The sequence below is a fragment of the Amycolatopsis sp. NPDC058278 genome (assembly GCF_042881395.1).
GTDB lineage: Bacteria > Actinomycetota > Actinomycetes > Mycobacteriales > Pseudonocardiaceae > Amycolatopsis.
The window spans coordinates 14,019-40,548 of the sequence record NZ_JBHVXZ010000033.1; the positions used below are offsets into that span (position 1 = coordinate 14,019).

General features: G+C 72.6%; 26 protein-coding genes and 1 riboswitch. Of the genes, 12 read left to right on the top strand and 14 right to left on the bottom strand.

Annotation, left to right across the window (positions count from 1 at the left end; all coding sequences use genetic code 11):
* Nucleotides 1-18 precede the first annotated feature (18 nt).
* Together ACFVYA_RS19065 and ACFVYA_RS19070 are read right to left on the bottom strand one after the other, a co-directional pair.
* Nucleotides 19-870, bottom strand: coding sequence for a helix-turn-helix domain-containing protein (locus ACFVYA_RS19065; RefSeq protein ID WP_387046535.1), 852 nt, complete (start codon nt 868-870; stop codon nt 19-21).
* 10 nt (nt 871-880) lie between these two features.
* Nucleotides 881-2,278 (bottom strand): class II fumarate hydratase, encoded by a 1,398-nt coding sequence (locus tag ACFVYA_RS19070; RefSeq protein ID WP_387046537.1) that lies wholly within the window; start codon nt 2,276-2,278, stop codon nt 881-883.
* A 122-nt stretch (nt 2,279-2,400) separates the two neighbouring features.
* Between ACFVYA_RS19070 and ACFVYA_RS19075 the strand changes: the two genes are divergently transcribed.
* The gene (locus ACFVYA_RS19075) at nt 2,401-3,390 is read left to right on the top strand and encodes an NAD(P)/FAD-dependent oxidoreductase (protein ID WP_285986149.1); all 990 of its coding nucleotides are present in this window, start codon (nt 2,401-2,403) and stop codon (nt 3,388-3,390) included.
* Nucleotide 3,391: 1 nt separating this feature from the next.
* Here the strand turns inward: ACFVYA_RS19075 and ACFVYA_RS19080 are convergent, their stop codons facing one another.
* The 6 genes from ACFVYA_RS19080 to ACFVYA_RS19105 form a co-directional block, all read right to left on the bottom strand.
* Complete coding sequence (locus tag ACFVYA_RS19080; RefSeq protein ID WP_387046540.1) at nt 3,392-4,144, bottom strand: S1 family peptidase; 753 nt, start codon at nt 4,142-4,144, stop codon at nt 3,392-3,394.
* Nucleotides 4,145-4,152: 8 nt separating this feature from the next.
* Nucleotides 4,153-5,202, bottom strand: a complete 1,050-nt coding sequence (gene glpX, locus ACFVYA_RS19085; protein WP_176742217.1) for a class II fructose-bisphosphatase — start codon at nt 5,200-5,202, stop codon at nt 4,153-4,155.
* An 85-nt stretch (nt 5,203-5,287) separates the two neighbouring features.
* Nucleotides 5,288-5,509, bottom strand: coding sequence for an exodeoxyribonuclease VII small subunit (locus ACFVYA_RS19090; protein ID WP_013229792.1), 222 nt, complete (start codon nt 5,507-5,509; stop codon nt 5,288-5,290).
* Nucleotides 5,502-5,909, bottom strand: a complete 408-nt coding sequence (locus ACFVYA_RS19095) for a hypothetical protein (protein ID WP_387046542.1) — start codon at nt 5,907-5,909, stop codon at nt 5,502-5,504. Before ACFVYA_RS19095 ends, ACFVYA_RS19090 begins: the two co-directional genes overlap by 8 nt.
* Nucleotides 5,906-7,153 (bottom strand): exodeoxyribonuclease VII large subunit, encoded by a 1,248-nt coding sequence (xseA, locus tag ACFVYA_RS19100; protein ID WP_387046544.1) that lies wholly within the window; start codon nt 7,151-7,153, stop codon nt 5,906-5,908. Before xseA ends, ACFVYA_RS19095 begins: the two co-directional genes overlap by 4 nt.
* Nucleotides 7,150-7,905, bottom strand: a complete 756-nt coding sequence (locus tag ACFVYA_RS19105) for a lipid droplet-associated protein (protein WP_387046546.1) — start codon at nt 7,903-7,905, stop codon at nt 7,150-7,152. The genes xseA and ACFVYA_RS19105 overlap by 4 nt, the downstream gene beginning before the upstream one ends.
* Before the next feature lie 142 nt (nt 7,906-8,047).
* Here ACFVYA_RS19105 and ACFVYA_RS19110 point away from each other — a divergent pair, with 142 nt between their 5' ends.
* Nucleotides 8,048-9,043, top strand: coding sequence for a 4-hydroxy-3-methylbut-2-enyl diphosphate reductase (locus ACFVYA_RS19110; protein ID WP_387046548.1), 996 nt, complete (start codon nt 8,048-8,050; stop codon nt 9,041-9,043).
* Nucleotides 9,044-9,257: 214 nt separating this feature from the next.
* Here ACFVYA_RS19110 and ACFVYA_RS19115 read toward each other — a convergent pair whose 3' ends face one another.
* Nucleotides 9,258-10,175, bottom strand: a complete 918-nt coding sequence (locus tag ACFVYA_RS19115) for a DUF6542 domain-containing protein (protein ID WP_387046550.1) — start codon at nt 10,173-10,175, stop codon at nt 9,258-9,260.
* 396 nt (nt 10,176-10,571) lie between these two features.
* Nucleotides 10,572-11,486 carry a DNA recombination protein RmuC gene (gene rmuC / locus ACFVYA_RS19120; protein ID WP_360162814.1) on the bottom strand — a complete coding sequence of 305 codons (915 nt, stop codon included), beginning with the start codon at nt 11,484-11,486 and terminating at the stop codon, nt 10,572-10,574.
* A 218-nt stretch (nt 11,487-11,704) separates the two neighbouring features.
* Here rmuC and ACFVYA_RS19125 point away from each other — a divergent pair, with 218 nt between their 5' ends.
* From ACFVYA_RS19125 to ACFVYA_RS19135, 3 genes are read left to right on the top strand one after another with little or no spacing between them, the layout of a single operon-like run.
* Nucleotides 11,705-12,856, top strand: a complete 1,152-nt coding sequence (locus ACFVYA_RS19125; RefSeq protein WP_387046552.1) for an exonuclease SbcCD subunit D — start codon at nt 11,705-11,707, stop codon at nt 12,854-12,856.
* Nucleotides 12,853-15,804, top strand: a complete 2,952-nt coding sequence (locus tag ACFVYA_RS19130; RefSeq protein ID WP_387046554.1) for an AAA family ATPase — start codon at nt 12,853-12,855, stop codon at nt 15,802-15,804. The genes ACFVYA_RS19125 and ACFVYA_RS19130 overlap by 4 nt, the downstream gene beginning before the upstream one ends.
* 21 nt (nt 15,805-15,825) lie before the next feature.
* Nucleotides 15,826-16,017 carry a DUF1737 domain-containing protein gene (locus tag ACFVYA_RS19135; RefSeq protein WP_285986138.1) on the top strand — a complete coding sequence of 64 codons (192 nt, stop codon included), beginning with the start codon at nt 15,826-15,828 and terminating at the stop codon, nt 16,015-16,017.
* A gap of 6 nt (nt 16,018-16,023) precedes the next feature.
* On the opposite strand, the gene ACFVYA_RS19140 is transcribed toward ACFVYA_RS19135, so the two are convergent.
* Nucleotides 16,024-17,418 carry a DNA-3-methyladenine glycosylase 2 family protein gene (locus ACFVYA_RS19140; RefSeq protein WP_387046556.1) on the bottom strand — a complete coding sequence of 465 codons (1,395 nt, stop codon included), beginning with the start codon at nt 17,416-17,418 and terminating at the stop codon, nt 16,024-16,026.
* A 102-nt stretch (nt 17,419-17,520) separates the two neighbouring features.
* On the opposite strand from ACFVYA_RS19140, the gene ychF reads away from it, so the two are divergent.
* From ychF to ACFVYA_RS19160, 4 genes are all read left to right on the top strand, one after another.
* Entirely contained in the window at nt 17,521-18,603 is a 1,083-nt protein-coding gene (ychF, locus tag ACFVYA_RS19145; protein WP_387046558.1) for a redox-regulated ATPase YchF, read from the top strand.
* A gap of 65 nt (nt 18,604-18,668) precedes the next feature.
* Nucleotides 18,669-19,262: an ArsR family transcriptional regulator gene (locus ACFVYA_RS19150; protein WP_387046560.1), complete on the top strand. Its 594-nt coding sequence runs from the start codon at nt 18,669-18,671 to the stop codon at nt 19,260-19,262.
* Nucleotides 19,259-19,726 carry a hypothetical protein gene (locus ACFVYA_RS19155; protein ID WP_285986134.1) on the top strand — a complete coding sequence of 156 codons (468 nt, stop codon included), beginning with the start codon at nt 19,259-19,261 and terminating at the stop codon, nt 19,724-19,726. Before ACFVYA_RS19150 ends, ACFVYA_RS19155 begins: the two co-directional genes overlap by 4 nt.
* Complete coding sequence (locus tag ACFVYA_RS19160) at nt 19,726-20,064, top strand: hypothetical protein (protein WP_387046562.1); 339 nt, start codon at nt 19,726-19,728, stop codon at nt 20,062-20,064. The genes ACFVYA_RS19155 and ACFVYA_RS19160 overlap by 1 nt, the downstream gene beginning before the upstream one ends.
* A gap of 408 nt (nt 20,065-20,472) precedes the next feature.
* Here ACFVYA_RS19160 and ACFVYA_RS19165 read toward each other — a convergent pair whose 3' ends face one another.
* Entirely contained in the window at nt 20,473-20,757 is a 285-nt protein-coding gene (locus tag ACFVYA_RS19165) for a 4a-hydroxytetrahydrobiopterin dehydratase (protein WP_387046564.1), read from the bottom strand.
* Between the two features lie 32 nt (nt 20,758-20,789).
* Nucleotides 20,790-20,897, top strand: a riboswitch (TPP riboswitch).
* A 21-nt stretch (nt 20,898-20,918) separates the two neighbouring features.
* On the opposite strand from ACFVYA_RS19165, the gene ACFVYA_RS19170 reads away from it, so the two are divergent.
* The 3 genes from ACFVYA_RS19170 to ACFVYA_RS19180 all read left to right on the top strand — a co-directional run bounded on the left by ACFVYA_RS19170 (nt 20,919) and on the right by ACFVYA_RS19180 (nt 24,615).
* On the top strand, nt 20,919-21,968 hold the full coding sequence (locus ACFVYA_RS19170; protein WP_285986132.1) for a thiamine ABC transporter substrate binding subunit: 1,050 nt from the start codon (nt 20,919-20,921) through the stop codon (nt 21,966-21,968).
* Nucleotides 21,969-22,051: 83 nt separating this feature from the next.
* The gene (locus ACFVYA_RS19175; RefSeq protein ID WP_387046618.1) at nt 22,052-23,608 is read left to right on the top strand and encodes an ABC transporter permease; all 1,557 of its coding nucleotides are present in this window, start codon (nt 22,052-22,054) and stop codon (nt 23,606-23,608) included.
* Nucleotides 23,608-24,615: an ABC transporter ATP-binding protein gene (locus ACFVYA_RS19180; RefSeq protein WP_387046567.1), complete on the top strand. Its 1,008-nt coding sequence runs from the start codon at nt 23,608-23,610 to the stop codon at nt 24,613-24,615. Before ACFVYA_RS19175 ends, ACFVYA_RS19180 begins: the two co-directional genes overlap by 1 nt.
* 18 nt (nt 24,616-24,633) lie before the next feature.
* On the opposite strand, the gene ACFVYA_RS19185 is transcribed toward ACFVYA_RS19180, so the two are convergent.
* Nucleotides 24,634-25,515 carry an ABC transporter permease gene (locus tag ACFVYA_RS19185; protein WP_285986130.1) on the bottom strand — a complete coding sequence of 294 codons (882 nt, stop codon included), beginning with the start codon at nt 25,513-25,515 and terminating at the stop codon, nt 24,634-24,636.
* Complete coding sequence (locus tag ACFVYA_RS19190; protein ID WP_387046570.1) at nt 25,512-26,450, bottom strand: ABC transporter ATP-binding protein; 939 nt, start codon at nt 26,448-26,450, stop codon at nt 25,512-25,514. The genes ACFVYA_RS19185 and ACFVYA_RS19190 overlap by 4 nt, the downstream gene beginning before the upstream one ends.
* Nucleotides 26,451-26,530 lie beyond the last annotated feature (80 nt).

Genomic DNA, 26,530 nt, shown 5'->3' on the forward strand with positions numbered 1-26,530 from the left:
CCCGGACCACCGACAGTTTCACGCCGGGCGGACGTTTGCCCTGGTCAGCGGGGCCTCGGCGATCCAGCTGGCCAGCAGGCCGAGCGCGCGCTCGCTCTCCGAACCGGGCTCGGCGTGGTAGATCACCAGGCCCTGGTCCGGGTCGTCCGGCAGGCGCAGCGTCTCGTACCGCAGCCGCAGCTCGCCGACCACCGGGTTCATGATCAGCTTCCACCCCCGGGCCTTCTCCTGGACCGCGTGTTCGGCCCACAGCGTCCGGAACTGCGCACTCGCCCGCGAAAGCTCGTCGACGAGCTGAGCGAACTCCGGGTCCCCGGGGTGCCTGCCGCTCTCCGCACGGAGGTTCGCGACGAGTTCGCGGCACACCGCGTCCCACTCCGGGTGCAGCTGCTTCGCGCGTTCGTCGGTGAAGACGAGCTTCGGCATGCTGCGCTCTTCGAGCCGGCCGAAGTCGAACGAGACCGCGCCGCCGAGAGCGTTCCAGGCCAGCACTTCCAGGTACCGCCCAAAGACGAACGCGGGTGCCTGGACGGCGTCCAGCAGCTGCTGCAGCTCGGGCCGGACCCGCTGTGGCGCGCTCTTTTCCCGGCGCTTCGGCGCGGCGAGGTTGCGCAGGTAGGACTCCTCGCCGGCGTCGAGGCGCAGCGCGCGGGCCAGTGCGCCGAGGATCGCGTCGGAGACGTTCTTCGCGCGGCCCTGCTCCAGCCGCGTGTAGTAGTCGACGCTGATCCCGGCCAGCTGCGCCAGTTCCTCGCGGCGCAGCCCCTTGACCCGCCGGTGGGTGACCCCGGGCGGCAGCCCGAGGTCGGCGGGGTCCAGGGCGGCGCGGCGCGCCTTCAAGAAGGCGCCCAGCTCGGCTGCGTCACTCATGCTTCGCGCTTCACTTCCCGCCACGCGCCATGCGCAGCACGTCGAGCGCCTCGTCGAGCTGCTCCTCGGTGAGCTTGCCGTCCCGCACGTACCCGCGCTCGATGACGACTTCGCGGATCGTCTTGAGCTCCTTCAAAGCCTGCTTCGCGACCGCGGCCGCTTCTTCGTAGCCGATGTACTTGTTCAGCGGCGTCACGATCGACGGCGAACCTTCGGCGTAGGTGCGCGTGCGTTCGGCGTTCACCGTGATGCCCGCGAACACCTTGTCCGCCAGCAGCCGCGAAACGGCCGCGATCAACCGCGCCGATTCGAGGACGTTCCGGGCGATCACCGGCAGGTTGACGTTCAGCTGGAAATTGCCCGCCGCGCCCGCGAAAGCGACGGCCGCGTCGTTGCCGATCACCTGCGCGACCACCTGCAGCGTCGCCTCCGGGATCACCGGGTTCACCTTGCCCGGCATGATCGACGAGCCCGGCTGAAGGTCCGGCAGCGCCAGCTCGGCCAAGCCGGTGCGCGGCCCGGAACCCAGCCAGCGCAGATCGTTGGCGATCTTGTTGAGCGACACGGCGACCGTGCGCAGGTGCCCGGACGTCTCGACGACGCTGTCCTGCGTCGCCTGCGCCTCGAAGTGGTCGCGTGCCTCGGTCAGCGGCAGGCCGGTCACCGAGGCGAGTTCCGCGGCGACGCTGGAACCGAAGCCGTCCGGCGCGTTCAGGCCCGACCCGACGGCCGTGCCGCCGATCGGCAGCTCGCCCAGCCGCGGCAGGCCCGACTTGAGCCGTTCGACACCGAAGCGGACCTGGGACGCCCAGGCCCCCGCCTCCTGGCCCAGCGTGATCGGCACCGCGTCCATCAGGTGCGTGCGGCCGGATTTCACGACGTCGGCCCACTCCGCGGCGCGCACCTCGATGGCGCCGGCCAGGTGCTCGAGCGCCGGGATGACGTCCTTCACGACGGCTTCGGTCGCGGCGACGTGGATGGTCGTCGGGAAGGTGTCGTTCGACGACTGCGACGCGTTGACGTGGTCGTTCGGGTGGACGTCCCGGCCGAGGGCGCGGGAGGCGAGCGTCGCGATGACCTCGTTGGCGTTCATGTTCGACGACGTCCCGGACCCGGTCTGGAAGACGTCGATCGGGAAGTGCGCGTCGTGGGCGCCGGCGGCGACCTCGTCGGCGGCGGCCGCGATGGCGTCCGCGACGTCGGCGTCGAGCACGCCCAGCTCGAGGTTCACGCGCGCGGCGGCGGCCTTGAGCAGGCCGAGCGCGCGGATCTGGGCGCGCTCCAGGCCCCGGCCGGAGATGGGGAAGTTCTCCACGGCCCGCTGGGTCTGCGCGCGGTAGAGCGCGTCGGCCGGCACGCGGACCTCGCCCATGGTGTCGTGTTCGATCCGGTATTCCTGATCAGCCATGACACCGATTCTGGCCCTCTTCGCGCGTGACCGCGTGGTGGCGTCGCCCACCCTCGGCGGCGCGCGACGCTAGGATCGGGTGTGTTCTCGATCACCGCCATCCACCACTGGCTGGAGCGAGCATGACTGACGTTGCCGGGGGTCCGTACGACCTCGTGATCATCGGTGCGGGCCCGACGGGCCTGTTCGCCGCGTACTACGCCGGGTTCCGCGGCCTCTCGATGGCGGTGGTCGATTCGCTGCCCGAGCCCGGCGGCCAGGTGACCGCGATGTACCCGGAGAAGATGATCTACGACGTCGGCGGCTTCGCCGAGGTCCGCGGCCGCGATCTCGTCGAGGGCCTGGTGAAGCAGGCCGCGCCGTTCAAGCCGAAGTACCTGCTGGGGCGCAAGGCCGAAAAGCTGGAGCCGGCCGGGGACGGCGTCGAGCTGACCCTCGACGGCGGCGAGACGCTGCGTGCCCGCGCCGTGCTGATCACCGCGGGCATCGGCGAGTTCACCCCGCGCCCGCTGCCGGCCGGCGACGGCTGGCTCGGCCGCGGCATGGTGCACTTCGTCCCCTCGCTGCAGGTGCACGCGGGCCAGCACGTCGTGGTCGTCGGCGGCGGCGACTCGGCGTTCGACTGGATCCTCGCGCTGCACCCGGTCGCGGCGAGCGTGACGCTGGTGCACCGCCGCGCCAAGTTCCGCGCCGCCGAGTCGATCGTCCGGCAGGCGCGCGAGCTCGGCACCCGGATCATCACCGACGCCGAAGTCACGCGGTTCGTCGAAGCACCCGACGGCTCGCTCGAAGCCGTCGACGTCTCGATCAAGGGCAGCGGCGACGAGCGGCTCCCGGCCAACGCCGTCGTCGCGGCACTGGGATTCACCGCGGACCTCGGCCCGATCGAGAGCTGGGGCCTGGAGATCCACCACCGCGCGATCGCCGTGGACTCGACGATGGCGACCGCGCGTGAACGCGTCTACGCCGCGGGGGATGTCGCCGCGTACCCGGGGAAGGTGAAGCTGATCGCGACCGGCTTCGGCGAGGCCGCGACGGCCGTCAACAACATCGCCGTCGCGCTCGACCCGGACGCCCACCTGTTCCCGGGCCACTCGAGCAACGCCGAGTAGGTCAGGCCTTCGTCTTCTCGGCGATCCAGGGCGCGTAGGCGACGACGGAGGTGTAGATCGACGGCGCCGTCGCGCATTCCGGGTCGTTGTTGCCCGGCCGGCTGGTGACGCCGACGAGCTGCCAGTCGCCGCCGTCGCGCACGATCTCCGGGCCACCGGAGTCGCCGAAGCACGCCCCCGATTTGCCGCCCGGGTTGTCGGTGCACAGCTCGGCCGTGCCGTCGAACCCCGACGTGCACTTCGTGCCTTCGACGATCTTCGTGTCGAGCTGCTGCAACGTCGCCGGGAGCCCGCCGCAGTTCAGCTTCGGGCAGGTCTGGCCCCAGCCGACGATCCGGGTCGCGGTGCCCGGCGCCGCGGCCGTCGCGAGCCCGATCGGCGCGGTCGTGACCGGCGCCGTCAGCCGCAGCAGCGCGATGTCGCCCGCCGGGCTCTGGGTGTTGAACGCCGGGTTCACGACGATCCCGGCGACCTGGGCGACCTCGCCGCCCTGCCCCACGTCGTTCGTGCCCGTCCGCGGCGAGATGTCGGCCGGGGCCTTGCCGTACGCGCAGTGCGCGGCCGTGACCACCCAGGTCGGCGCGATCAGCGCGCCCCCGCAGAACAACTTGCCCGACGAGGAGTGCAGTGACACCGCGAACGGGTACGGCTGGTCCGCGGCGACACCCCCGACGATCGCCGGGGCGGCCGCGGCCGTGCCGGGGACCAGGACGGCGAGGATCAGGACCAGCAGGGCCGGCAGTCGCCTGGTCACGGATCTCCTTACGGCAGCGGGGGCACGACGTCGTCGTCGGGCGCGTCCAGGTGGCCGTCGAAGTTGACCGAGGAGTACGCCCGCAGCTTGTTCAGCCGGTGGTAGCCGTCGATCATTCTGACGGTCCCCGACTTGGACCGCATCACGATGGACTGGGTCGTCGCGCCGCCCTCGCGGTAGTGGACACCGCGCAGCAGGTCGCCGTCGGTGACGCCGGTGGCGCAGAAGAAGACGTTGTCGCCGCGCACGAGGTCGTCGTTCAGCAGCACGCGGTCGAGGTCGTGGCCGGCGGCGAGGGCCTTTTCGCGCTCGGCGTCGTCCTTCGGCCACAGCCGGCCCTGCAGCTCGCCGCCGAGGCACTTCATCGCGCAGGCCGCGATGATGCCCTCGGGGGTGCCGCCGATGCCGATCAGCATGTCGACGCCGGTGGTCGGGCGGGCCGCGGCGATCGCCCCCGCGACGTCGCCGTCGGAGATGAAGCGGATCCGCGCGCCGGCGTCGCGGATCTCCTTGATGATCTGTTCGTGGCGCGGGCGGTCGAGGACGCACACGGTGACGTCGCCGATGCTGCTGTTCTTCGCCTTCGCGACGCGCCGGATGTTCTCCGCGATCGGGGCGCCGAGCTCCACCTTGCCCGCCGCGTCCGGCCCGACGGCCAGCTTCTCCATGTAGAACACCGCGGACGGGTCGAACATCGCGCCGCGCTCGGCGACCGCCAGCACGGCGAGGGCGTTCGGCATGCCCTTGGCCATCAGCGTGGTGCCGTCGACCGGGTCGACCGCGACGTCGCAGTCCGGCCCGTCGCCGTTGCCGACCTCTTCGCCGTTGAACAGCATGGGCGCTTCGTCCTTCTCGCCCTCGCCGATCACCACGACCCCGCGCATCGACACCGTCGAGACGAGCTGGCGCATCGCGTCGACAGCCGCGCCGTCGCCGCCGATCTTGTCGCCGCGGCCGACCCAGCGGCCGGCGGCCATCGCGGCGGCTTCGGTGACCCGGACCAGCTCCATCGCGAGGTTGCGGTCGGGCGCTTCACGACGACTGTCTGCGGCGGGCATCTGTGCCTCCCGGATCGTGGAACTGGCGGGTAGTCAGTCTGTCAGATACCCGCCGTGTTTCCAGATACCGAGGGCATGGCCTAGCTCACTGCTCGGAGTCGTCCTCCACGGACGCCAGAGCAGCCTCGATGCGTTCGCGGGCGCCTTCGAGGTGACGCTCACAGACCTTCGCGAGCTTCTCGCCCTTCTCCCACAACGCGAGCGACTGCTCGAGGGACAGGCCGCCGGCCTCGAGCTCGCGGACGACCTCGACGAGGCGGTCGCGCGCCTGCTCGTACCCGAGTTCCTCGCTGGCTGCTTCACTCACGCTCGGTGTCTCCGACCTTCCGGGCTGACGGGTGGGCGCTGTTCGCGCACACTACCGCGCTGGCCATGGCGTGGTCGTACCCGACGAACGCCAGCGCGAACTCCTGCCCGTCACCCTCCGCGATCGCCTCTTCGAGGTTCTCCTGCGCCCCGGCCACCCGCCGCCGGTGCCCCGCGCCGTCGGCGAACCACCAGCGCGAGCCGACCTGCATCGACGTCGCCTCGGACAGCCGCCGCAGCTGCGGCCCCAGGTCGCGGCGGGCGGCGGTGCCGCAGCCGGCGAGCAGGGCCGTCCAGCACTCGGCGGCGGCCCGGTCGGTGCGCACCGCCTGGTCCAGCAGCGGCCGCGCGCCGAGTTTCCTGGCCGCGTCCACGGTGAGCGGGAGGAACGTCACCTTCACCCCGGCTCTCCTTCCGCCACCGCCTTGATCGCGCCGTCACCCACCCGCACGCGCAGCTGGGCACCGGCCTCGACTTCGGAGACGGAGCGGAGTACCTGGAGGTTGCCTTCGGCGTCGATGAACTGCACGACCGCGTACCCGCGGGCCAGCGTCGCCGCCGGCCCGAGCGCGGTGAGCCGGGCCCGCGCGTTCGCGACCTCGGCCTGGTCCTTGGCGAGCAGGCTCAGCATGGCGCGGCGGGCGCGTTCGCGGTGGACGTCGACGTCGTCCTGCCGCCGCTGGACCGGGCCCAGCGGGTCGGCCAGCGCCGGGCGGCTGCGGATCTGGGTGAGCAGCCGCGCCTGGGTGTCGACCCAGCCGTGCAGCGCCCGGCGGCCGCGGTCACGCATCTGCCGAACGCGTTCGGTCTCCTCGCTCAGGTCCGGGACGATCCGTTTGCCGGCGTCGGTCGGCGTCGAACAGCGCAGGTCGGCGACGTAGTCGAGCAGCGGGGTGTCCGGTTCGTGCCCGATGGCACTGACCACCGGCGTGCCCGTGGCCGACACCGCGCGGCAGAGCGCTTCGTCGGAGAACGGCAGCAGGTCCTCGACGCTGCCGCCGCCGCGGGCGATGACGATGACGTCGATGTCGGGGTCCGCGTCGAAGATCCGCAGCGCGCGCATGACCTGCGGCACCGCCTGCGAGCCCTGCACGGCCGTGTTGAGCACCTTGATCCGGACGTGCGGCCACCGCCCCTGCGCGTTGGCCAGGACGTCCCGCTCGGCCGCCGACGCGCGGCCGGTGATCAGCCCGACGCCCTTCGGCAGGAACGGGATCGGCCGCTTGCGTTGGGCCGAGAAGAGGCCTTCGGCGGTCAGCAGCTTCTTCAGGCGTTCGATCCGGGCCAGCAGCTCCCCGATGCCGACCGCGCGGATCTGGTCGGCACGCAGGCTGATCGTGCCGCGGCCGAAGAAGTACGACGGCTTCGCGTGCACGACGACGCTCGCGCCCTCCCGCAGCGGCGGCTCCATCTCGCGGATCAGCCAGTTCGGGCAGGTGACGGACATCGAGACGTCCGCCGAAGGGTCGCGCAGGGTCAGGAACGCGGTCTGCGTGTTGGGCCGGGAACTGACCTGGGTGACCTGGCCCTCGACCCAGACGGTGCCGAGCCGGTGGATCCAGTCGCCGATCTTGCGCGCGACGGTCCGGACCGGCCACGGCGATTCCGCGGTGCTCGCCGGAGCCGGTGCGGACTCGGCGCTCACCGGCCTTCCGCGCCGTCGCCGCCGTCTTCGTCTTCCTTGGCCCGTTCCGCCTTGCGGGCGTTGGCGATCCGGCGGGACAGCATGCCGGTGAACGACGAGCGGTCGGCGTGGGTGCGCTCGTACTCGAGGATGGTCTCGAGCTGGTCGATCGAGAGCTGGCGCAGCCGGGCCCGCAGCTGCGGGAGGGTGAGCTGGTCGTAGCCGGTCAGCCCGGCCGGACCCTCGTACCCCGCGGCGCTGGTCCGCGGCGTTTCGCTCTTGGTCTTCTTGTCGACCTTGGGCGTCCCGGGCTTGGGCTTCTTCGGCGGTTGCTCTTCGCCGGCTTCGCTGTCGTGTTCGCCGTCGGCGTGGTCCTCGGCGAGCGCGCGTTCCTCGGCGGCCCACGGATCGCCGAGCTCCGCTTCGAGCTCGGCCGCCGACGGCACGCGGCCGTTGATCTCCGAACGCGGTTCGGGCACTTCGGCGACCCGGGCGGCGTCCGGCCGCGCGGGCGGGACGTCGCCCAGCTCGGCGTCCTCGTCGAACGTCGCCCAGCTCGGCGTGTCTTCGACCGGGCGCAGGCTCGACAGGGCGCTGTCGCCCTTGATCGCCAGCTCGGTGACGTGCTGCTGCACTCGCATGGAGGCCTGCAGCACCTGGCTGACCACGGTCACCGGGAGCCCGGCCAGCTGCCGGGGAAGTTCGCGAACCCGCTCGGCGGTGGAGACGGCGAGGCCCGCGGCGACCCGGAGGGGGAGCGGGAATGGCTTCATGGGTCCAGCCTGCCGCATGACCGGCCGTCCTGCCCAACCGGAAGGGCGCAGTGCGTGACCCGTGGCACAACCCGGCAGGGGGACGAAGCTCACCCGAAAGGGACTTCGAGTCCGTCTCGGGGCTGCCCGTACCCTGGGGGGCATGAGTGCAGCGAGTCCCGGAATCGAGCCCGCGGGTACCCCGACGATCACCGGAACCGCTTCCGGCAAGCGGGTGCTGCTCGCCAAACCCCGTGGTTACTGCGCCGGCGTCGACCGCGCGGTGATCGCCGTCGAGAAGGCCCTCGAGGTCTACGGTGCCCCGGTGTACGTCCGCAAGGAGATCGTGCACAACCGGCACGTGGTCGACACGCTGCGCGAGCGCGGCGCGATCTTCGTCGACGAGACGTCCGAGGTGCCCGAGGGCGCGCTCGTGGTGTTCTCCGCCCACGGCGTCTCGCCGATGGTGCACGCGGAGGCGGCCGAGCGGAACCTGCGCACGATCGACGCGACCTGCCCCCTGGTGACGAAGGTGCACAAGGAGGTCAACCGGTTCGCGAACGACGACTACGACATCCTGCTGATCGGCCACGAAGGCCACGAAGAGGTCGAGGGCACCGCCGGCGAGGCGCCGGACAAGGTCCAGCTGGTCGACAAGGCCGAGGACGTCGACAAGGTCGAGGTGCGCGACCCGTCGAAGGTGATCTGGCTCTCCCAGACGACGCTGTCGGTCGACGAGACGATGGAGCGCGTCGACCAGCTGCGCGAGCGCTTCCCGAACCTGCTGGACCCGCCGAGCGACGACATCTGCTACGCGACGACGAACCGCCAGGTCGCGGTCAAGGCGATGGCCGCCGAGTGCGACCTGGTGCTGGTGGTCGGGTCGACGAACTCGTCCAACTCGAAGCGCCTGGTCGAGGTGGCCCTGAAGGCGGGGGCCCGGGCCTCGTACCTGGTCGACTTCGCGCACGAGGTCGACGAAGCGTGGCTTTCCGGCGTGACGACGGTGGGCGTGACTTCGGGTGCCTCGGTACCGGACGTGCTGGTCATGGAGCTGCTGGACTGGCTGGCGGAGCGCGGCTACGGCGACGTCGACGAGGTCACGACGGCCAACGAGAAGATCTCGTTCGCGCCGCCGAAGGAACTGCGGAAGGTCTGAGCCGGCTCCGGCGGCGGGTCGCCTTCGCGGCTCGCCGCCGTGTCGTCCCGCCGATCACGCGTGCTGACCTCCCGATCACGCGTGTCGTCCCCCCCGATCACGCGTGCTGACCTTCTGATCACCCGTGCCGGCCCTCTGAGCACACGCGCCGCCTTCCGGCGCACGGTCTCGCATGCGAAACGGCGGTCACCTCGCGAGAGGTGACCGCCGTTCGTCAGCGTTCTTCGTCGTCCCAGGGCCGGTTCCGGCGCGGCGGAGCGTTCCGCCCGCCGGACGGGCGGCGGGGTGGCGGGGTGTCGCGGCCGTCCTCGGGCGGGCGCGGACGCCGCCGCGGAGCGTCACCGCGTGGCTCGCGCCGGCGCGGGTCGCCCTCTTCCGGACGGGGCGTGCGCCGGTTGGCCGGGGGCGGCTTGCGCGTGCCGCGGGTGCCCGGGTCGCGTTCGGGGGGAGTGCGAGGGGTTCGGCGTTCGCCGTCGGCGGGCGGACGCGGACGTCGCGGCGGTTCGCCTTCCCGCCCGCGCCGAGCGCCGGGCGGGACCGGGGTCTGCCCGGTCCGGTTCGAGCCGGCCGGCCGCGGACGCCCACCGGCCGCGGCGCGCGGGGCGGGCTTCTCGTCGTCCTCGTCGGCCCGGCGGTCGGGCTTCTTGGCCTTCTTCGGGGCGTCCGGGTCGCGCTCGCGGAAGATCCGGACGAAGCCGATCAGCAGCGTGATGCCGGTGGTGATCGCCATCATGGGGAAGCTGTTGATCAGCGGCGTGCCGATGTTCAGGGCTTTCGACAGCATGTCGTCGCCCTGCGCCCCCGCCGTCGACCCCGAGGTCAGCAGGATCACACTGGGCACGGTGACGGCCAGCACGAGCGGCGGCATCACCATCGGCCCGAACAGGCCCCGCCGCCGCACCGCGCAGACCGCGATCACGGCCCCGGCGATGTAGCAGACGATGAAGATCACCGGGATGTTCGTCTGGCTCGGCTTGCCCAGGAGGGCGCCCACGACCGCCAGGACGAGGCCGACCAGGACCGCCGCCCACCAGGGCAGTCCGCGCCTCGAACCGACGACAGGACGCTCATCCCACGCAACGGGGACGTCGTCGGCATCTGGATCGCTCTGGCGATCGCGAATCGCGGTCACAGGGCAACACCGTATCTCGTGGTTGTGAAGATCTTGCCAGCACCGCCGCCGACGTGGGCCGACAGCCACCCGGGGGCATGATCCGGTGGCGCCGGGTAGCGACGGTGGAGCGAGCCGGGCGGCCCGCTCTGCCAGGGTCCTCCGCGAGGGGCACCGGGGACAACCTGCGGTCGGAGGGTCGCTCGCGCCGGGCTCCGCGCGAAAGCGCTTGCCGCGGGACCCGCCGGCAGGTGGAGACCCGGCCAGGCGCGTGGTCACCACTGGTCAGACGCGGTTCAACCACGCTCCGCGCGGCCGCCCACCGGCACGCAAGCACGCGCCCAGACGAGCGCGGGCGTCATCGAGCGGCCGGCTGCCCGCTTCCTGCGCCTGGCTCACCCTCGAAGCCCTGGACGCTCAACTGGCTGCCAGCTCGTCCCCCTTCCGGACCGTCGGCACGGCCGCCGGGCTGCCCGCTGCGTCGGTGAGCGGAGCCACCGTGGCCCGGAACGTCTCGAGTGCCTCCAGCTCCCGCCGGCGGGCCGACAGGAACCGCTGCAGGTGGGTGCTCGACAGGTTCAGCGCCTCCACCGCGCCGCCCGCCGCGCGGTGGGCCGCCGCCGCTCCGGCTCGGACCTGCTCCACGTCCGCCTCCAGCGTCCGGTCACTCGCCGCGAACAACGCCGCCGAGGCCAGCACCCCGAAACCCGTGGGGCCGCAGAGGAACACCCTCCGGTCGATCAGCCAGCGCAGCAGCTCCGGGTCCGTGTCCAGGGCCGCGACCACCGCCGCGTCGGACGGGACGAACATGATCGTGCCGTAGATCGCGTCCGCCCAGCGCTGGTAGCCCTTGCCCGCCAGGTCCGCCGCGCGCGAGCGGATCTGCCGGACGTGCGCGCGCAACGCGTCCATCCGCTCGTCCGGGTCGTCCGTCTCCACCGCCTCGGACCACGTCGCCATGCTCGCCTTCGCGTCCACCGGGACCGTGCGGTCGCCGCCCACTCGCAGCACCATGTCCGGCTTCGCCGAGCCGCCGCCGCCCAGGTCCGTCTGCAGGGTGAAGTGCAGGTCCTCGCGCAGCCCCAGCGCCCGCGCCGTCTCGACCAGCACCTGCTCGCCCAGCTCGCCGCGGCCGCTGATCGACGCGAACGCGACCTCGTAGCGCCGCAGCGCCAGCTGCTGCTGGTCCGCCTTGGCCCGCTCGGCCGCCACCAGCCGGGCCGCCGCGTCCGCCCGGCGCATCCCGTCCTGGTACAGCCGCCACAGCACCGCGACGGCGAACAGCAGCAGGACCGCGAGCACGATCGCCGCGGTGGTCAGCACTGTCGCCACTTCGTCTCTCCCTCCGAGGTCCGGGCTCGCAGACATCATGGCGGACCGCACCGACAAAAATCGCACCCGATCCGTCGCTCTGGGTAGCTGACCTGCGAACACATCGATTCCGCCCAGGGCGTGTCCGATCTTGCCCGCTCGTGTTAGTACACACGTTCGAGTGAGCGGGCGGCGTGCCTGCGCGATTTCGTCGGAGCCGGGTCGTACCGTTGGCGCCCGTGAGATTCCTGCACACCTCCGACTGGCACATCGGCCGCACGTTCCACGGCGCCGACCTGCTCGCGGAACAGGAAGCGGTGCTCGGGCACCTCGCCGACCTGGTGGCCGGCGAGGCGATCGACGCCGTCCTGGTGGCAGGCGACATCTACGACCGCGCGGTCCCCTCCGCCGAAGCCGTGCGGGTGGCGACGAAAGCCGTCGCCCGGATCCGCGCGGCCGGCGCGCAACTGGTCGTCACGCCCGGAAACCACGACTCGGCGCCCCGCCTCGGCGCCTTCGCGGAGTTCGCCGCGGCCGGTGGCCTCCACCTGCGCACCACCGTCGCCGGGCTGGCCGAACCGGTGCTGCTCGACGACGCCGGCGGCCCGGTCGCCGTCTACGGCATCCCTTACCTGGAACCGGAACCGGCGCGCCACGCCCTCGGCGTACCCGACGCGCGCGGCCACACCGGCGTGCTCACCGAGGCCATGCGCCGGATCCGCGCGGACCTCGGAACCCGGCCCGGCGTCCGGTCGGTCGTGCTCGCGCACGCGTTCGTCACCGGCGGCGAACCCACCGACAGCGAACGGACCATCGCGGTCGGCGGCGTCGAACAGGTACCCGGCTCGGTCTTCGACGGCGTCGACTACGTGGCGCTCGGCCACCTCCACGGCCCGCAGACGCTCGCCGAGCACCTGCGGTACTCCGGCAGCCCGCTGGCGTACTCGTTTTCCGAGGCGCGCCAGCGGAAATCGGTCTGGCTGGTCGACCTGGACGCCGACGGCCTCGCCGAGGTCCGGCGCCACGAGCTGCCCGTGCCGAGGGCACTCGCGGCGCTCACCGGCGAGCTCGAAGACCTCCTGCTCGACCCGGCGCACGACGCCTACCTCGACCACTTCCTGTCGGTCACGGTCACCGACCGGGTGCGCCCGGTCGACGCGATGCGGCGGCTGCGCAAGCGGTTCCCGTACGCGGTGCACCTGGAGTGGGAGCCCGCGGGCGGGCACGCCGGCGCCCCGCTGCGCTACTCCGACGCCGTCCGCGGCCGGTCCGACATCGAGGTCTCGCGCAGCTTCCTCGACGACTGCCGCGGCGCCCCGCCGACCGAAAGCGAAGAACAGCTCCTGTTCCGGGCCCTGGAAGCGGCCGACCGGGGGGCCCTCGCGAAATGAGGCTGCACAGGCTGGAGGTCGAGGCCTTCGGGCCGTACTGCGCGCGCGAAGTGGTCGACTTCGACGTGCTCGGCGCCGACGGTCTCTTCCTCCTGCACGGCGAAACCGGCGCGGGCAAGACGACGCTGCTCGACGCGATCGCGTTCGCGCTGTTCGGCGTGGTCCCCGGCGCCCGCAACGAGGCGAAGCGGCTGCGGTGTGACCTCGCCGAGCGCGACCAGGTCACCGAGGTGGCGCTGGAGCTCACCGTGCAGGGCCACCGGCTGAAGATCGTGCGCAACCCGGAGTACCAGCGGCCGAAGCGGCGTGGCGAGGGCACGACCACCCAGCAGGCGAGGGTGTCGCTGAGCTGGATCGGCACCGCGCCCACCGGGCTGGCGCCGGAGGGCCTGATCCGGATCGAAGAGGTCGCGCGCACCGTCGAGCGGCTGCTCGGGATGACCGCGGCCCAGTTCTTCCAGGTGGTGCTGCTCCCGCAGGGCGAGTTCGCCCGCTTCCTGCGATCGGACACCGCCGAGCGCGAGAAGCTGCTGGAGCGGCTGTTCGGCACCGAGCGCTTCGCCGACGTCGAACGCTGGTTCGCCGACCTGCGCGCCGAACGCGGTCGCGAGCTGGAAGCACGGCAGCGGGACGTGCGCGAGCTGTTGGCCCGGTACGCGCAGGAGGCCCAGCAGGACCCGCCCGAGACGGACGTGGCGGAGTGGGTCGGCGCCGTGCTCACCGAAGCGGAAGCCCGGGTCGGGCAGGTGACAGCCGAGGAGGAACGGGCCCGGTCGGCCGCGCAACGGGCGGACGTCTACCTGCAGGAAGAACGCGCGGGAGCGGAAAAGATCCGCCGGGTCCGCACCGCGCACCTGCGGCTGCTCGAGATCACCGAACAGGCGCCGCAGCGGGCGGAGTGGGCGCAGGAGGTCGCCGCCGCGCGGCGGGCCGCCGGGGTCGCCGTGGAGGCCGATCTGCTGGACCGCCGGGCCGCTGAACTGACCGAAGCCGAGCAGGCGGAGAAGGCGCGCGGCGCCCGGCTGCGGGAGTTCGGCACCCGGGCGACCGGCGACCTGAAGGCGCGGGCGGCCGCGGCGCGCGAAGAGGCGGGCGCGGTCGCGGAACTGGTCGCCGAGGCCGAGCAGCAGGAACTCGACGTCATGCGGCGGGACGACCGGAAGCTGGTCGCCGTCACGGCTCGCCAGCAGGTCGAGGAGCTGTCCACGGAACTCGCCGCGATCCCCGGCCGGCTGGCCGAGCTGCGGGCCGGTGCCCTCGAAGCCGCCGAAGCCGAAGCGAAACTCGACGGCGCCAAGGCGAAGGTGGAGGAGCTGCGCGCCTTCGCCCGCGACGCGGCCGAACTGCCCGAGGCCCAGGCGAAGGTCCAACGGGGCGAGGCGAAGCTGCGCGAAGTCGTCGACACGCACCAAGCGGCCCGGCAGCGCCGGCTCGACCTGCGGGAGCGACGGCTCGACGGCATGGCGGCCGAGCTGGCCGCCGCGTTGCCGGACGGCGCGCCGTGCCCGGTGTGCGGCTCGGCCGAGCACCCGGCGAAGGCGAACCGGGACGTCGAGCTGGTCGACCCGGCGGAGGAACGCGCGGCCGAGGAAGCCGAGCAGGCGGCGGACGCGGTGCGGCAGCGGGTGGTCGTCGCGCTGGAAGAGGCGAAGGCGCGGCTGGCCGGGCTGATCGAACGGCTGGCCGGGCGCACGGCCGGGGCGATCACCGCCGAGCTGGTGGCCGCCCGCGCAACCGTCGCCGCGCTGACCAGGCAGGCGTCCGCCAAGGCCAAGCTGGGGCACCAGGTCGTCCTGTTGGAGCGGGACCTGGAAGCGCGCACCGAGCGCCTTCGCCGGGCCGAACAGGCGGCGACCGAAGCCACGACCGACGTCCGCGCCTTGGAGGAGCGGCTGGCCGAGCGGGAGCGCCGCCTGGTCGCCGGCCGGGGCGAATTCGCGGACGTCGGCGCGCGGCGGATGCACCTCCTCGGCCTGGCCGAGGCCCTGGAGGCGGTCGCCGAGGCGCGCACGGCGGTCGTCGGCGCCCGGGAACGCGTCACCCAGCAGCGGGCGCTGGTCGACGCGGCGGTCGCGGCGAAGGGGTTCACCTCGCTGAAGAAGGCACGCGCCGCGATGCTGCCGGACGAGCAGATCGAGAAGCTGGAGCAGGGCATCGCCGAGGCCGAGGCGGCCGCCGCGGGCGCGCGGGCGCTGCTGGCCGAGCCGGACCTGTTCGGGATCTCGCCGGACGACGTCGTGGACGTCGGGCGAGCGGCCGACGCGGCCCAGCTGGCCCGGGCGCGCGCGGACTCCGCGTACGCGGCGCTTCGGGCGGCCACCGCGCAGCACGAGGAGCTGATCCGGCTGGCCGGTCTGCTGCGCGCGGCGCTGGCCGGGCTCGCGCCGGCCGAAGCGGAGTACGCCGAGCTGCGGGCCCTGGCGGAGGTCGTCAACGGGCGCGGGCAGAACAGCCGCAAGATGTCGCTGCGGTCGTACGTGCTGGCGGCCCGGCTCGAAGAAGTCGCCGTCGCCGCCACGCACCGGCTGCGCACGATGAGCCAGGGCCGGTACTCGTTCGTGCACTCGGACGCGGCCGGGGCGCGCGGCACCCGCGGCGGGCTCGGCATCGATGTGCTGGACGACTACTCGGGCACCATCCGCCCGGCGAAGACCCTGTCCGGTGGCGAATCGTTCCTCGCGTCACTGGCCCTCGCGCTGGGGCTGGCGGACGTCGTCGCGGGGGAGGCGGGCGGCGCGCTGCTGGACACGCTGTTCGTCGACGAAGGGTTCGGCACGCTGGACGCCGAAACCCTCGACGTCGTGATGAACATCCTCGACGAGCTCCGCGCCGGCGGCCGGGTGGTCGGGCTGGTGTCCCACGTCGAGGAGCTGCGGCAGCGCATCCCGACCCGGCTGCGGGTCCGGAAGTCCCGCACGGGCTCGACATTGGAGGTGCGCGCGGGCTGATCGCTCGGACAAGATGAAGCCATGACGGACCAGCCGCCGAACGGCCTGCCCCGCTACCGCCTGCTCACCGGCCCGGACGACGCGAAGTTCTGCCACCGGGTCAGCGAGGCGCTCGAACTCGGCTACCGCCTGCACGGCTCGCCGGCGGCGACGTTCGACGGGAACCAGGTCATCGTCGCCCAGGCCCTGCTGTGGCAGGGCGAACAGGGCTAGGCAGGGCTAGGCCGCCGCGTTCCGGAGGTACATCCCGGCGTAGGAACACCACGGCGTCCACGCACGGGCCCGCTCGCCGAGTGAGGCCGGCGCGATGCCCAGGGCCTCGGCGCCGCGCCGGACCTCGGTCTCGCCGGCGAGCAGGACGTCCGGGGCGCCGAGGACGCGCATCAGCACGTAGTCCGCCGTCGACGGGTCGACGCCCGGGCACGCCAGCAGCTCCGCGCGCAGTTCGGCCGCCTCCCGGCCGACGTGGACCGCCAAGCGCCCCTCGGCCAGGGCGGCGGCCACGCCGGTGACGGTTTCGCCGAGCCCGGCCGCCGCGACCTGGGCCGCCGTCGGGAAGAGCCGCTTCACGCCCCACTCGCCCGGCACTTCTTCGCCGGGCGGTACCCCTTCGAGCAGGGCCCGGAGCAGCAGTTCCTCGCCGTCCACCGCGCCCGGCACCCGGATCCCCGGCACGGCCGCGACCACCGGGGCCAGCGCCGGATCGGCGCCGAGGACGCGGGTGACCGCCGCGGGGTCGGCGTCGAGGTCGAGCAGCCGGCGCACCCGGCTGACCGCACTGCCGAGATCGCGCAGGTCGGTGAGCACCAGCTCGCAGCGCACGTGGTCGGGCGAAGGCGTCAGTCGCACGACGCCGGTGCCGTGGGCGAGCCGCAGGGTCCGCGCGTAGGCCTCCGCAGTGACTTCTTCAATGCCCGGCACCGCGTGGGCGGCGAAGAAGCGAAGCAACCCTGAAGCGTCGAAGGGCGGCCGGAACGGCAGCCGCAGGCTGAGCCGAGTTCCGGTCACATCGCTCTGCCGGCCACGTCGTGCAGTCGCGAAGGCACGAAGCTGCGAAGGCGTCGTGGCGAACACTTCGCGGATCGTCTCGTTGAACTGCCGCACGCTGGAGAAGCCCGCCGCGAAGGCGACGTCCGTCAGCGGCAGCCCGGACATCTCGATGAGCAGCCGCGCCGAGTGCGCGCGGTGCGCGCGGGCCAGGGCCAGCGGGCCCGCGCCCAGCTCGGCGGTGAGCACCCGGCCCAGCTGGCGTTCCGAGTACCCGAGCCGCCGGGCGAGACCCGGGACGCCTTCGCGCTCGACGGTCCCGTCGGAGATCAGGCGCATCGCCCGCGCGGCCAGGTCGGCGCGCACGTTCCAGTCCGGTGAGCCGGGCACGGCGTCGGGCAGGCAACGGCGGCAGGCGCGGAAGCCGTTGGCCTGCGCGGCTGCCGACGTCGGGAAGAAGCGGACGTTCTGCGCCTTCGGCGTCGAGGCCGGGCACGACGGGCGGCAGTAGATCCCGGTCGTGCGGACCGCCATGATGAACTGGCCGTCGAAGCGCGGGTCGCGGGCCGTGACCACGCGGTAGCAGCGCTCGGCGTCCCGCCAGAGTGAGAGCGTTTCGGTGACCATTGATCCGAGCATGCCAGCAGGTCAGCGCCGTCGCTGGCGGAAATCCGCCACGGCGTTGGGTGCGTGGGCCGCGACCGGGGCAGCCACGTAGACTGCGGGGTCGTGAGCCTCACCCTCGGTATCGTCGGCCTGCCCAACGTCGGCAAGTCCACCCTGTTCAACGCGCTGACCCGGAACAACGTGCTCGCCGCGAACTACCCGTTCGCGACGATCGAGCCGAACGTCGGTGTCGTGCCGCTGCCGGACCCCCGGCTGGACAAGCTGGCCGAGCTGCACAAGTCGGAGAAGACCGTCCCCGCCGTGGTGTCCTTTGTGGACATCGCGGGCATCGTGAAGGGCGCGTCCGAGGGTGCTGGGCTGGGCAACAAGTTCCTGGCGAACATCCGTGAGGCCAACGCGATCTGCCAGGTCATCCGCGTGTTCGACGACCCGGACGTGATCCACGTCGACGGCCGGATCGATCCGCTGAGCGACATCGAGACGATCAACACCGAGCTCATCCTGGCCGACCTGCAGACCCTCGAGAAGGCCGTCTGGCGGTTGGAGAAGGAAGCGCGGACCAAGAAGGAAGCCAAGCCCGCGCTCGAGGCCGCGCAGAAGGCGAAGGAGATCCTCGACAGCGGACGCACGCTCTTCTCGGCTCAGAAGGACGTCGACCTCGAATTGCTTCGCGAGCACAGCCTCCTGACGACGAAGCCGTTCCTGTACGTATTCAACGCCGACGAGGCGGTGCTCACCGACGAAGCTCGCCGCGAGGAGCTGACCAAGCTGGTCGCCCCGGCGGACGCGGTGTTCCTCGACGCGAAGGTCGAGGCGGAGCTGCTGGAGCTGGACGACGAGGAGTCGGTGCGCGAGCTGCTCGAGTCGGTCGGCCAGCCGGAGCCGGGGCTGTACTCCCTGGCCCGCGCCGGTTTCCACACCCTCGGCCTGCAGACGTACCTGACGGCGGGCCCGAAGGAGTCCCGCGCGTGGACGATTCCGCAGGGTGCGACGGCCCCGCAGGCGGCGGGCGTGATCCACACGGACTTCGAGCGCGGCTTCATCAAGGCGGAGATCGTCTCCTACGACGACCTGATGGCGGCGGGTTCGATGGCGGCGGCCCGCGCGGCGGGCAAGGTCCGCATGGAGGGCAAGGACTACGTCATGGCCGACGGCGACGTGGTGGAGTTCCGCTTCAACGTCTGATGCACGCTGCGTGAGCAAGAACTACTGAATGTCGTTTTCATTGGACGCAGGATATACTGCGTCCAATGAAAGCTTCGTCGAGCTTGCTGCCGCTGCTGCGGTCGCGCATGCAGGGTGAGCTGCTGGCGCTGGTGCTGCTGCACCCGGAGCGCGAGTACAGCATCACCGAGCTCGCCGAGGCGTGTGGTGTCACGCCGACGGCCGTGCTGCGGGAGGTCGAACGGCTCGTCGGCGGCGGCATCCTGGAAGACCGGCGGGTCGGTCGGAGCCGGCTCGTCAAAGCCCGCACGGACACCCCGCTCTACCGGCCGCTGAGCGAGGTCATCGCGGTCACCTTCGGGCCGCTGCCACTGCTCGCCGAGGCCTTGTCCGGTCTGGCGGGCGTGCGCGAGGCCTACATCTACGGCTCCTGGGCCGCGCGCTACAGCGGCGAACCGGGGCCGCCGCCCGGGGACGTCGACGTGCTCGTCGTCGGCTCGCCCGACCCGGACGCGCTCTTCGACCTGGCCGAGGGCGTGTCGCGGCGGCTGGGCCGCGAGGTCAACGTCCACCGGATCTCGCCGGCGTCGTGGACGGCGGACAGCACGGATCCGTTCCTCACCAGCGTGCGTGAGCGTCCGCTGGTCCCGCTGCCCCTCGATCAGGAGACTTCCCGATGACCCGGTGGAACCAGGGCCGCGCCACGATCGACGCGCTCATCGCGCGCGGTTCCCTCGAACACGTCCCGGCTTCGCGGGAGGCCGCGGAAGCGGAGCTCGCCAGGGCCCGCACGCACGTCGCTTCGGCACGCCAGCTGCTGGCCTCGGACCCGGAGGGCGCCTACACGCTGGCGTACGACGGCGCCCGCCGGTCGCTGGCGGCCGTCCTGCAGAACCAAGGCCTGCGTGCAACGAGCCGCGGGGGCCACATCGCCGTCTACGAAGCGGTTCTCGCGCAGCTCGATCCGCCGCTGGGGCCGCTTCTGCGTCCCTTCAACCGGATGCGGGTCCGGCGCAACGAAGTCGCCTACCGTTCTTCCGAGGCGCCTTCGGTGACCGCCGAGGACGTGACGGCCGATGTGGCGAAGGTCGAAGACCTCATCGGGGTCGCCGAAAAGACGATCCCGAACATGTCCCGCTACTGATGGCGCGGACCGAGCCCCGCCCGCTCACGCCGAACGAGCGGACGACACTGGACACGCTGCTCGCGGCGGACTTCCCCGGTGCCGCGGAACTGCGCGCGCAGGCCACCACGGCCCGGGTGGTCGGCCGCTGCGGCTGCGGCTGTCCCACGATCGACCTCGCCGTGGACGATGTGACCCCACGCTGGCCGAAGAAGGAATCGGTGGCGGTGGAGGCCGACGTCCCGGACGGCGGCCTCATCGTGTTCGCCGAGGAGGGGCGCCTGTCCTGCCTGGAGTACTGGTCCGTCGGTGACGAGCCACCGGCCGCGTTCCCGCCGCCCGGGCAGATCACCTGGTAGCCCGCCGGATCCGGAAGATCCGGCAGGCCCTGGCGAACTAGCCGAGCAGGCCCAGCACCGCGATCACGATCAGCACCACCGCGGGGGCGAGGGCGTTGATCCAGGCGCGCTGGGCGGGGGTGAGGGCGGCGGTGCTGTTCATGGCGTTCCCTATGGGCCGAACCGATGCTTCCGCAGGAACAGCGCGCTGATCATGCCGCCCGTTAACAGCTGTGATCGAACTCTCAGCCGTCCAGGTGACGGCGGTTGCGGGCGGTGAACCAGAGCACCCCGCCGGCTGCCGCCACCATTGCCGCGAACGCCGCCGTGCCGACCACGATTGCCTGAGTCATCTGTGTCTCCCTCCCGAAGGTTGCGGTAACCGAGAGACGCCGAACCCGGGCGAAGGTGCACTCAGCGTAGCCGAGATCACACTGCGGCCAGCACCTCGTCGATCTGCGCGGCGAGGTCGAAGTCCTTCGCCGTCAAGCCGCCCGCCGAGTGCGTGCTGAGCCGGAAGGTCAGCGTGCGCCAGCGGATGTCGATGTCCGGGTGGTGGTCGGCGGCCTCGGCGAGTTCCGCCACCCGGTTCACCACCTCGATCGCCTGGGGGAAGCTCGCCAGCTCCACCTCGCGGGAGATCACCGCGCCGGACCGCGTCCAGTCCGCGGCCAATTGTCCGTCGGCCTCGGAGTCGCTCAAGATTTCCGTCATGTCTCCATGGTCGTCCGTCCTGGACTACGCTGCACGGTTGCCACGGGAGTCCGGTGAGCCGGGCTGAGAGGCGGGGTCACCCGCGACCGTTCGCACCTGACCGGATCATGCCGGCGACGGGAGGGCTTCCCTCCCGCGTCCGGCGAAGTGCAGGAGGGTAGATGAAACGCAGGGCTGTTCGCGCCGCGACGGCCATTGCCGCCGTCAGCGCCGTCGCCGCGGCGTGCTCGCTGTCGGACGGTGACGGTGGCACGCAGCAGACGCCCACCGTCACCCTCGTGACGCACGATTCGTTCCTCGCGCCGCAGGAGGTGCTCGACGCCTTCCAGAAGCAGTCGGGCATCAAGGTCTCCGTGCTCAAGCAGGGCGACGCCGGATCGCTGACCAACAAGCTCGTGCTGACGAAGGCCAACCCGATCGGCGACGTCGCGTACGGCGTCGACTCCACCTTCGCCTCGCGGGCGCTGGCCGAGGGCGTCTTCGAGCCCTACACCAGCCCGGAAGCCGACCGCGGGCCGCAGCGCTACGCCGTCGACCCCGAGCACCGGCTGTCCGCGGTCGACGTCGGCGACGTCTGCGTCAACGTCGACACGAACTACTTCGCCGGCAAGGGGATCCCGGCGCCGTCGAGCTACGACGACCTGGCCGACCCGAAGTACAAGGACCTGCTGGTCGCCGAGGACCCGGCGACGGCTTCGCCCGGCCTGGCGTTCCTCCTCGGCACCATCGCGAAGTACGGCGAGGCCGGCTGGAAGGACTACTGGACGAAGCTGAAGGCCAACGGCGTCAAGGTGGTCAGCGGCTGGGAAGAGGCCTACACCAAGCAGTTCTCCGGCTCGTCCGGCAAGGGGCCGCGGCCGATCGTCGTCTCGTACGCGTCGTCGCCGGCCGCCGAAGTCGGCGACGACGGGAAGCCGCGCACCAAGGCGCTGCTCGACACCTGCTACCGGCAGGTCGAGTACGCCGGCGTGCTGGCGAACGGCAAGCAGGTCGAGAACGCCCGCAAGGTCGTCGACTTCCTGCTCTCGCAGCAGTTCCAGGCCACGGTCGCGGCCAACATGTACGTCTACCCGGCGCGCCAGGGCGTCGACCTGCCCGCCGGCTGGGCCCAGGTCGCGCCGCTGCCGCAGAAGCCGCAGACGCTGCCCGCGGACCAGGTGCAGGCCGGACGCGAGAAGTGGATCGGCGAATGGCGCACGCTCGTGCAGTGACACCCGGGACGCCGCCCCGGAGCCTCCGGCGCGCAACGGCTCCGCCGCGGACCGCCCGCGGGCTCGGGCTGGCGCTGCTCGGGCTGGCCCCGATCGGGTTCCTTGTGGTGTTCTTCGCCTGGCCGGTGCTGGCGATCATCGGCCGCGGGTTCGCCGCGGGTGGCCTCGACGTCGTGCTCGGCGACGCGCGGACCTGGCAGCTGGCCGGGTTCACCGTCGCGAGCGCGGCCGCGTCGACGGTGGTCGCCGTGCTGGCCGGGCTGCCGGTGGCGTTCCTGCTGGCGCGGGTGCGGCTGCCCGGCGTGGGCCTGGCGCGGACGCTGGTGCTGGTGCCGTTCGTGCTGCCGACCGTGGTCGTCGGGCTGGCGTTCCGGGCGCTGTGGCCGGACGGCGGCGTGCTGCCGATCGTGCTGGCCAACGCCTTCTTCAACGTCGCCGTCGTCGCGCGGACCGTCGCCGGGCTGTGGGCGCGGCTGGATTCGCGGACGACCGACGCCGCCCGCGCGCTGGGTGCGTCGCCGTGGCGGGCCTTCCGATCGGTGACGCTGCCCGCGCTGGCGCCCGCGATCGCGTCCGCCGCGGCCGTCGTGTTCCTGTTCTGCGCCACCAGCTTCGGGGTCGTCCTGATCCTCGGCGGAGCCCGCTACCGGACCCTGGAAACCGAGATCTACCTGCGGACGGTCGACCTCCTGGACCTCTCCGGCGCGGCCGCGCTTTCGCTGATCCAGTTCGCGGCCGTGGTCGCCGCGCTGGTGCTCGGCGGGCTGGCGCGCCGGCGCAAGGAAGGCGCCCGGATCGGTTCCGGCGGCGCACGGCCGCCGAGGGGCGGCGAGTGGTGGGTCGTCGGCGCCGCGGGGGTCGTGCTCGCGTCGCTGGTGACGCCGATCGTCGCGCTCCTCGCCGAATCGGTGTCCACTGAGGACGGCTGGAGCCTCGCGGGGTACCGGGCACTGACGAGCACCGGCGAGAAGGGCGCGCTCCAGGTGTCCGGCTGGGACGCCGCGCTGAACTCGCTGAAGGTGGCCATCGACGCGACGCTGCTCGCGATGGTCGTCGGTGTGCTCGCGTCCGTCGTGCTGGTGGCGCTGCGGCGCTCGCCGGCACGGGCCGCGCGCGGCCTGGGCGAGACGATGGACGCCGTCCTGATGCTGCCGCTCGGGGTGTCCGCGGTGACCGTCGGGTTCGGCTACCTGGTGACGCTCGACGCGCTGCCCGGCGACCTGCGGACGTCGCCCTACCTGGTGCCGCTGGCCCAGGCGCTGGTGATCATCCCGCTGATCGTGCGGATGGTGCTGCCGGTGCTGCGCTCGGTCGACGTCCGGCTGCGGCAGGCCGCCTCGACGCTCGGGGCGAGCCCGCTGCGGGTGTGGCGGGAGATCGACCTGCCGCTGACGCTGCGGCCGCTGGTCGCGGCGGCGGGCTTCGGCTTCGTCGTGGCCCTGGGCGAATTCGGCGCGACGAGCTTCCTCGCCCGGCCCACGGCGCCGACGCTGCCGGTCGCGGTCGCGACGCTGATGGCGCGCCCGGGGGAGCTGAACAACCAGATGGCGTACGCGGCGTGCGCGTTGCTGATGCTCGTGACGGTGCTGGCGGTCGCCCTGATCGACCGGCTCGGGCGCGGCGGGGTGGGAGAGTTCTGATGGCGTTGTCGGTGCGGGACCTGACCGTCCACTACGGATCGTTCGCGGCGGTGCGCGACGCCCGGCTGGACATCGCCGACGGCGAGGTGCTGGCATTGCTCGGCCCGTCGGGCTCGGGCAAGTCGACGCTGCTGCGCGCGATCACCGGCCTCGAGCCGTCGGCGCGCGGCTCGGTGAGCTGGGACGGCGAGGACCTCGGCGCGGTCCCGGTGCACCGGCGCGGCTTCGGCCTGGTGTTCCAGGACGGCCAGCTGTTCGCCCACCGCGACGTCGCCGCGAACATCGCCTTCGGCCTGCGGATGCACGGGGTGCCGCGGTCGGCGTGGGCCCCGCGGGTCGCCGAGCTGCTGGAGCTGGTGGGCCTCTCCGGTTTCGAACGACGGCGGGTGACCGAGCTGTCCGGCGGCCAGGCCCAGCGGGTGGCGCTGGCCCGGGCGCTGGCGCCGGAGCCGCGGCTGCTGCTGCTCGACGAGCCACTGTCCGGTTTGGACGCGGGACTGCGTGAGCAGCTGGCGATCGACCTGGCGGACCTGTTGCGGCGCAGCAAGATCACGGCGCTGCTGGTGACGCACGACCAGGAAGAGGCCTTCACGCTGGCCGACCGCGTGGCGGTGCTCGACGCGGGGGAGGTCCGCCAGGAGGGTGCGGTCCGGCGGGTGTGGCGGAATCCGGCGGACGACGACGTGGCGCGGTTCCTCGGCGTGACGACGTTCCTCGATGCCGTGGCCGCGGGCGGGAACGTGCACACGGAGCTGGGGGACTTGGGGCTCCCGGACGTCGGCGACGGCCCGGTGCGGCTGGGGTTGCGGCCGCACGCGCTGCGGGTGGCGACGTCCGGAGTGGACGGTGAGGTGGTGGCCGCGGTGCACCGGCGGGAGCACGTGCGGCTGGTGGTGAAGCTCGCGGATTCCACTGTGGACGCCGTGGCGCCGGCGGCGGCGGACCTGCGGGCCGGGGACGCGGTGAAGCTGGAGCTCGACCCGGACGGCGTCGCGCTGGTCGGTTGACGCCGTCCGGAAGGAACCTCAGCCGTCGCGGGTCGACAGGCGGGCGTACGCCAGTGAAAGCCCGATCACGATGTAGCAGACCGCGCGCAGCGCGCCTTCGCCCAGCATCTGCGTGCCCATCGGGTCCTGCAGGACCTCCGCCGGGGCCAGCGACCAGTTCTGCGTCAACAGGAACGGGTGCAGCCAGTCCAGCGACGTCAGGAACCCGAGGATCGTGAACACGATGTCGCCCGCCAGCACCGAAGCCACCACCAGCATCGGGTGCTCGGTCCAGCTGGAGATCGCCAGTGCCACCGCGCCGACCGCCCAGAGCTGCAGCACGACCCAGCCCGCCACCAGCAGGATCCGCGCCAGTGCGCCGCCGAAGGACAGCGTCGTGCCCGACAGCGTGAACAGGGAATCCGTGCCGTTGATGATGAGCCCGGTCACCACGCCCGTCACGCACATCGCCAGCACCGAAACGACCGACACCGTCGCTACGCCGAACGCCTTGACCGCCAGCAGCCGGCCTCGGCCGACCGGGGCGATCAGCCAGCCGCGCAGCGTGCCGTGCGAGGTCTCGCCCGCGATCGCGTCCGCGCCCGCCATGGCCGAGGCCAGCGGGAGCAGCAGCGCCAGCGACATCACGATCGCCGCGATCGGCAGGACGAACGCGTTGTTCACCGCCGAAGCCAGCAGCGCTCCGCCGCCTTCGTCCGGCCCCCCGCCGGCGTTGGGGTTGTCGTCCACCAGCGTCAGCCCGATGCCGATCACCACCGGGATCAGCGCCAGGAGCCCGAGCACGGCCAGCGTGCGCGGCCGCCGGAAGATCCAGCGCAGCTCCGCGGCCAGCAGCCGCGGCAACGGCACCGTGTCGTGGCCCGTGCGGGCCGCCGGTGCTTCCAGAACCGCCGTCGTCATTCCGCCCCCTCGGTCAGCCGCGCGAACAGGTCTTCCAGGCCGGTGCGGGCCCGCGTCGCCTCGTGGACCGCGACCCCCGCGCCCACCAGGACCTGCAGCACCCGCGGCGCCTCGGCCGCGGTGAGATCCGCGCGGATGCCGTCCGGCGTGAGCCGGGCGCCGATCCGGTTCTCCCGCAGCACCTCCACCGCCTGTTCCGCGTCCGGCGTGCGGACCAGCAGGGCCGCGTTCCCGGACTCGAGCAGCTCGGCCAGTTCGCCCTGCGCGACGACGTTGCCCGCCTGCAGGACGGCGACGTGCGTGCAGGTGGCCTCGACCTCGGCCAGCAGGTGCGACGACACCAGCACGGTGACGCCCTCGGCGTGCAGCTCGGCGACGATCCTGCGGATCTCCCTGGTACCAGCAGGGTCGAGGCCGTTGGTCGGCTCGTCGAGCACGACCATCTTCCGCGGCACCAGCAACGCCGAAGCGAGCCCGAGCCGCTGTTTCATGCCGAGCGAATACCCCTTGTACCGCCGTCGCGCCGCTCCGGTCAGCCCGACGCGCTCCAGCGCGGAGTCCACCGCAACGGGAATCCCGGCCTTGGACAGCCGCGGTTCCGCCGCGGCGAAACGCAGCAGGTTGTCGCGCCCGGACAGGAACGGGTGGAAGCCCGGCCCTTCGACCAGCGCGCCGACGTCCGGCAGCGCGTGCGCGGCGGCGTCCGGCATCGGACGGCCGAGCAGCTCGACCTCGCCCTCGGTCGGCCGGACCAGGCCGAGCAGCATCCGGATGGTGGTCGTCTTGCCCGAGCCGTTCGGCCCGAGCATGCCGACGACCGCGCCCTGCGGGATGTCGAGGTCGACGTGGTCGACCGCGACGGTGCTGCCGTAGACCTTGCGCAGGCCCCGGGTCCGCGCGGCGAGCGGGACCGCCGGGGGGGGGGGGTTGACCACCAACAGCCGCCCCGACCCAAACCAACAACCGGTTGGGTAATAAACCCCCCGAAAGAAAAGTCAGCACACCGCGCCCCCCC